Source organism: Chitinophaga sp., assembly GCF_036566945.1.
GTDB lineage: Bacteria > Bacteroidota > Bacteroidia > Chitinophagales > Chitinophagaceae > Chitinophaga.
Map to the genome: position 1 here is coordinate 1 of NZ_DATCVJ010000047.1, position 5,575 is coordinate 5,575.

Genomic DNA, 5,575 nt, shown 5'->3' on the forward strand with positions numbered 1-5,575 from the left:
ATCTTTTTTAAATCTTCCAAAATCAAAAAACAAAAATCCGGGAAATCATCAAAATCTGTATAATCCTGAAAAAAGACAAACAATCGCGCAAAAAAAAGTCCCGGTGCAGGAAGCACCGGGACAAAATGATTTCATTTCACTTACTGTTCACGTTCTAAAAATGATTTCATTTACTGTTCACTTGTTACGCTGACGAGCAGGCATTTGTCGATGATTCCCTGCAATGTTGTTTCTTTTTCCATGAGCCGCTGCAAAAGTACCAGTTGGTTTTTAGCGCGGTTGTAGTTGTGTGTCGGATACTTGATGGGGTAGTATACATCACCGTTTAAATAGTCGGTGAGGAATCTGATCCCCTGCATGTAGATCATGAACTTCCCGGCAAAGAACAGTTGTTCTTTTTCTACTTTGGTTAAAGTACCGCCAATCTCTGCGAGATACCCCTGCATGAGGGCTTCGTAGTATTCTTCGCGGATAACGATCTGGCTGAAATCTATTTCTTCTTCAGAAACCGGGCAAACATAAGTGCGTACCATGTCACCAAGATCTGAGATGATTTTTCCGGGCATCAGGGTATCCAGGTCGCAAACACATATACCTTCATAAGTATCCTTGTTGAGCAATACGTTATTGATTTTGGTATCGTGGTGCATCAGATGGTCCCTGAATTCAGGATTTGTTTTCAACTGTTCATACGTTACTGCGATGTCAGAATAGCGGAGGAATTCTTCAATCATCTCTTCTGCTTCGGCTTTCCTGTCTTCCTTAGCAGTACGGATGGCATCCTGGAAGGCGCTGTACCGTAGGGTAAGGTTGTGAAAGTTTGGAATAGAAGCTTTAAACGGCTTCAGGTCAATTCCCGAAAGGTAACTGGCGAGGCGGCCAAACTGTTTGGCTGCTTCAAACGCCTGCTTTGGGTTGTCGGCCTGATCTACCGTTACGGAATCCGCAATAAAAGGGATCATTCTCCAGTATTCGTTGTCAATTACAAAGAGCTCTTCCCCATTAACCGTGGGGATCGGCGTAATAAACAGATAGCCGGGATGATGAACTGCCAGGTAGTCTGCTGCCATTCTCTGGTTGGCGGCGATGATACCTGGTTCCTTAAACACGTTTACATTGATTTTCTGTAAAACGTATCTACTGCCGTCCTGCTTTTTTTCGAGCAAAAAAGTGTTGTTGATGTGTCCTGATCCAAATTTTCGGACATTTAATCCTTCAGGCTCAAGTCCGAAAGCCTGAAGGATCTTTGTGTTGGGCTTTATTTCCATAAATTGTCTGGATATTCTCCATTCTCAACCAGCGCCGACAAGCTGGCCTGCACCCCTGGTGCATCTTCTTTGTAAGTAACGCCGAACCATTTAGCGCTGGTTGGGATTACTTTTACCTGGCCTATTTTCCGGCGGGTAAACTCGTCAGCCACAATCGTAATGAAAAATTCCGATTTAGGATTGTTGCCATTTTTGTCCAGGAATTCGTTGAAAAGTCCCTGGCTCAGTTCAAATACACTCGGATGAAATCCCCAGAAGTTCATGGAAACCGGGGTATTAGCAGCCAAAGGATGCTTGCTGCCGTCGGCTTCTTCATAAACGATCTGACCATTTTCCGGGTAGATCTTTGTTCTTTCGTTAATAGCAGCGAGGTTGCCATCACTTACTTCGCATACGCCGCGGGATACGGAACCGTGCTCACTGATCGTTTTGCCCAGTTCATAACCTACCACGCTGTATACGTCTGGCTTACATTCATTGTTCAGGAAATCAGCCATTTTAACGAAAGCATCGGTACCATAGAAGTCGTCTGCATTGATTACTGCAAATGGTTCATTGATAGCTTTTTTCGCGCAAAGAATAGCATGAGCGGTGCCCCATGGCTTGGTCCTGTCGGCAGGAACCGCATGATCACCTACAAATGCATCCATTTCCTGGTATACATAATCAACAGCCACGCGGCCTTTGAGCTTAGGTTCAAAGATTTCTTTGAAGTCCGCTGCAAAATTCTCGCGGATGATGAACACAATTTTTCCAAAACCGGCGCTGATCGCGTCGTAAATAGAGTAGTCTATGATAGTTTCTCCGCTCGGGCCAAATTCCTGGATTTGCTTCAAACTGCCATATCGACTGGCCATACCGGCCGCCAAAATCAATAAAGTCGGTTGCATTTTTCTGATATTAGTTTTGTAATAGTCAATTATTTACCTAAAAATATCGGCGTTAAATTTAATCATTAAAACTATTTTCACACTTTCTTTTTGTGAAGAACACCTTTTTTAAAGACTAATTAAACGGAACAATGAAGAGATTATTAGTGCTGGGAGCCTTTGCCATGCAGGTTCTAACGACTGCCAATGCGCAGCAGAAAACAAATCCGGAGGCGATTAAAGAAAAAATGCAGTGGTTCGCTGATGCCAAATTGGGCATATTCATCCACTGGGGCATTTATTCTGTTAACGGAATCGATGAATCCTGGTCATTCCACAACAAAAAAATCTCTTATCCTGATTACATGCATCAGCTGAAAGGCTTTACTGCAAGTAATTACGATCCACAAGCCTGGGCCGATCTGATTAAGGAATCCGGCGCCCGCTACGCGGTAATGACCACTAAACACCACGACGGCGTGGCTTTGTGGGATAGCAAATACAGCAAACTGGATGTTGCCAACAGTACTCCGGCTAAAAAAGACGTGCTCACGCCCTTCTACGCTGCTTTGCGGCGCGATAGTATCAAAGTTGGTGCCTACTTTTCCCTGATCGACTGGAGTTACAATGATTATCCGCAGTTTCTGAAAGACAGTAACCGATATGATATCAAGGCCCAGCCTGAAAGATGGCAGCGTTTCCTGAAATACTACGAAGGTCAGATGGCCGAAGTGATGACTAAGTTCAACCCTGACCTGTGGTGGTTTGACGGCGACTGGGAACACTCCGCCGACGAATGGGAAGCATCCAAAATGCGTAATATGCTCACCTCCCATAACCCTAACACCATTATCAACGGGCGTTTACAAGGATATGGCGACTACGAAACACCAGAACAGAATTTCCCGGTATCCCGTCCAAAGTACCACTGGTGGGAACTTTGCATGACCATCAACAGCAACTGGGGATGGCAGCCACAGGACCACGACTGGAAAACGCCCTTCGAAATCATCACCATCTTCGTAGATGCGGTGAGCAATGGCGGTAACCTCCTGCTGGACATAGGTCCGAAAGCAGATGGTACCATCCCGGCAGAAGAAGTAACGATGCTGAAAGAGCTGGGCGCCTGGAACCAACGCAACGGAGAAGCTGTTTTCAATACCATCCCCGGTATTCCGCAGGGACACTTCTATGGACCGACTACCCTCTCTAAAGATTCCAGCACCCTGTACCTGTTCCTGCCCGCTAGGACCAGTGGCCAGGTAATGGTAAAGGGCCTCTCCAATAAAATTGAAAGCATTACGATGTTAGGCAGCGGCAAACAGCTGAACCACAAAGTAGTAGGCAAGATTTCCTGGAGCCCGGTACCCGGACTGGTATTTATAGATGTACCTGAACAAGGACAGGATAAATACATCACCGTGCTGAAAGTGAAGCTGGATAAGGCTGTGAAGCTGTACAGAGGTCAGGGTGGTTTTTTAACGAATGATTAAGCGACGTTTGTCTTGCTCAGGATTATACTGATTATTATGATTATAATGATTTTTAATTTTTAATTTTTAATTTTTAATTTTTGATTTTTGAGAGATAAAGGAAAAGAGGGTGATCCCATAACATCTTCAATGTCAATGTCAACATCATCAAATAAAATCATTATAATCATAATAATCAGTATAATCCTGAGTAAGACAAAAAATCTCCGTCATAATTATGCTGCGTTACGATAATATTACCCTTGAATCATTTCATACCACATGGCTGCCGAAATCAATCCAGGCAGCCATGTTGCGTTTGGATAAGATGGATGACCTGATCTCAGGTAATAAGTGGTTTAAGCTGAAAGAGAATATAAAAGCAGCGATCGATCAGGGCTCCAACGGCTTACTCACCTATGGTGGCGCCTACTCCAATCATATTGCCGCCACTGCATTGGCTTGTAAAGAAGCAGGGCTGGCCTGTGTGGGCATCATTCGGGGAGAGGAACATTGCTCCCAACTGAACCATACGCTGCAAATGGCAGATGATAATGGCATGGGATTAATTTTTGTTAGCCGGGAAGATTATCGCAATGGCCGTGCAAAGGAGCTATGGGAAACGTTTTACCTGGACTACCATGTAGTCCCCGAGGGCGGCCATAACGACCTGGGCGCCAAAGGCTGTGAGGAAATTCTTTCCATCTTCCCTACCTCCGACTTTACACATATCCTCTGTGCCGTGGGCACGGGCACTACGCTTGCAGGCCTTATCAACAGTGCATTACCCCATCAGCAGGTAATTGGCATCCCGGTTTTAAAAGGCGCGCAATACCTGGAAAAGGAAGTCGGCGACCTGCTACACCCCGCTAATACCACGCATTGGGAGCTGTTGCACGACTATCACGGCGGCGGATATGCGAAGAAATCACCTGCCCTTATAGATTTTATCAATAGTTTCTACGCAGCCACCGGCATCCCAACAGATATAATTTATACCGGCAAACTTGTCATGGCTTTCCATGAGTTGGTCCATCAGGGCTACTTTCCGGATAACAGCAAAGTATTGTTAATACATACCGGTGGACTACAAGGCAATCTTTCCCTGGCACCCGGCGTTCTATCCTTTTAAAAACTGTTCGTTATATTTGAACGGTAGTGTATTTTTGCCAACTTAAAGAGCTCACGGAATAATCAGTATGAAGCAAATAGTGCGTATAACTTTTGTTATTGGAATGTTTTTATTGACCGCATTTACAGGACAGGCCCAGGAACAGGCATATGTTCCGCCGGTACTTCCTAATTTTGCGGCCTCCATTAAAACCGGTAAAATACAGCTGGACTGGATCAACGGCTTCACACAGGTAAAGGAAATTAGTATACAGCGGTCGCTCGACAGTGTACTGAACTTCAATACCATTAGTTATGCCAGCTATCCTACACAAACCAGGAATGCTTATGTAGATAATAGGCCATTACCCGGCAGCAACTACTACCGCCTGTTCATTGTATTCACCAATGGACGGTTTATGTACAGCAAAACCGTGCTGGCACTGTCTGACAGCACCATCCGTGCCGATCAGAAATTACAATATGCCGATATCAAAGATGCTTCCAAAGGGCTGAGAGGCAAAGAGCAGGAAAACAGAGAACCCGAAAGAGTGCTGTGGCACCCGTCTAACTATATTTATACCACTGCCGATGGTAATATCAACATAAAATTACCAGAGGCACCACAAAAGAAGTACGCCGTTAAATTTTACGAATCCAATGGCGCCTTTCTTTTTGATATAGACCAGGTAAAAGCCCCTTTCCTTATTTTGGAAAAAGCTATTTTCCTGCATGCAGGTTGGTTTAACTTTGAAATATTTGAAGAAGGTAAGCTGAAAGTGAAGTGGAATCTGTTTATTCCGCTGAACTATAAGATGTAATGCGAGTTTTTGTCTTTGTTCAGGATTATACTGAT

6 protein-coding genes are annotated in these 5,575 nt (G+C 44.6%); 4 read left to right on the forward strand and 2 right to left on the reverse strand.

The genetic code is table 11. From position 1 onward, the window contains the following. Nucleotides 1-193, forward strand: a 193-nt coding sequence (locus tag VIP81_RS01435) for a hypothetical protein (protein ID WP_331956694.1), incomplete at its 5' end; no start/stop codon positions are given. On the opposite strand, the gene VIP81_RS01440 is transcribed toward VIP81_RS01435, so the two are convergent. Continuing rightward, entirely contained in the window at nucleotides 171-1,268 is a 1,098-nt protein-coding gene (locus tag VIP81_RS01440; RefSeq protein WP_331956695.1) for an aminoglycoside phosphotransferase family protein, read from the reverse strand. The two genes, VIP81_RS01435 and VIP81_RS01440, sit on opposite strands and share 23 nt — an antisense overlap. Further along, entirely contained in the window at nucleotides 1,259-2,158 is a 900-nt protein-coding gene (locus VIP81_RS01445; RefSeq protein WP_331956696.1) for a nucleotidyltransferase family protein, read from the reverse strand. The genes VIP81_RS01440 and VIP81_RS01445 overlap by 10 nt, the downstream gene beginning before the upstream one ends. 131 nt (nucleotides 2,159-2,289) lie before the next feature. Here VIP81_RS01445 and VIP81_RS01450 point away from each other — a divergent pair, with 131 nt between their 5' ends. The 3 genes from VIP81_RS01450 (at nucleotide 2,290) to VIP81_RS01460 (ending at nucleotide 5,540) form a co-directional block, all read left to right on the forward strand. Further along, nucleotides 2,290-3,630 carry an alpha-L-fucosidase gene (locus VIP81_RS01450; RefSeq protein WP_331956697.1) on the forward strand — a complete coding sequence of 447 codons (1,341 nt, stop codon included), beginning with the start codon at nucleotides 2,290-2,292 and terminating at the stop codon, nucleotides 3,628-3,630. A 217-nt stretch (nucleotides 3,631-3,847) separates the two neighbouring features. Then, nucleotides 3,848-4,741, forward strand: a complete 894-nt coding sequence (locus tag VIP81_RS01455) for a 1-aminocyclopropane-1-carboxylate deaminase/D-cysteine desulfhydrase (protein WP_331956698.1) — start codon at nucleotides 3,848-3,850, stop codon at nucleotides 4,739-4,741. Nucleotides 4,742-4,844: 103 nt separating this feature from the next. Then, on the forward strand, nucleotides 4,845-5,540 hold the full coding sequence (locus VIP81_RS01460; protein WP_331956699.1) for a hypothetical protein: 696 nt from the start codon (nucleotides 4,845-4,847) through the stop codon (nucleotides 5,538-5,540). Nucleotides 5,541-5,575 lie beyond the last annotated feature (35 nt).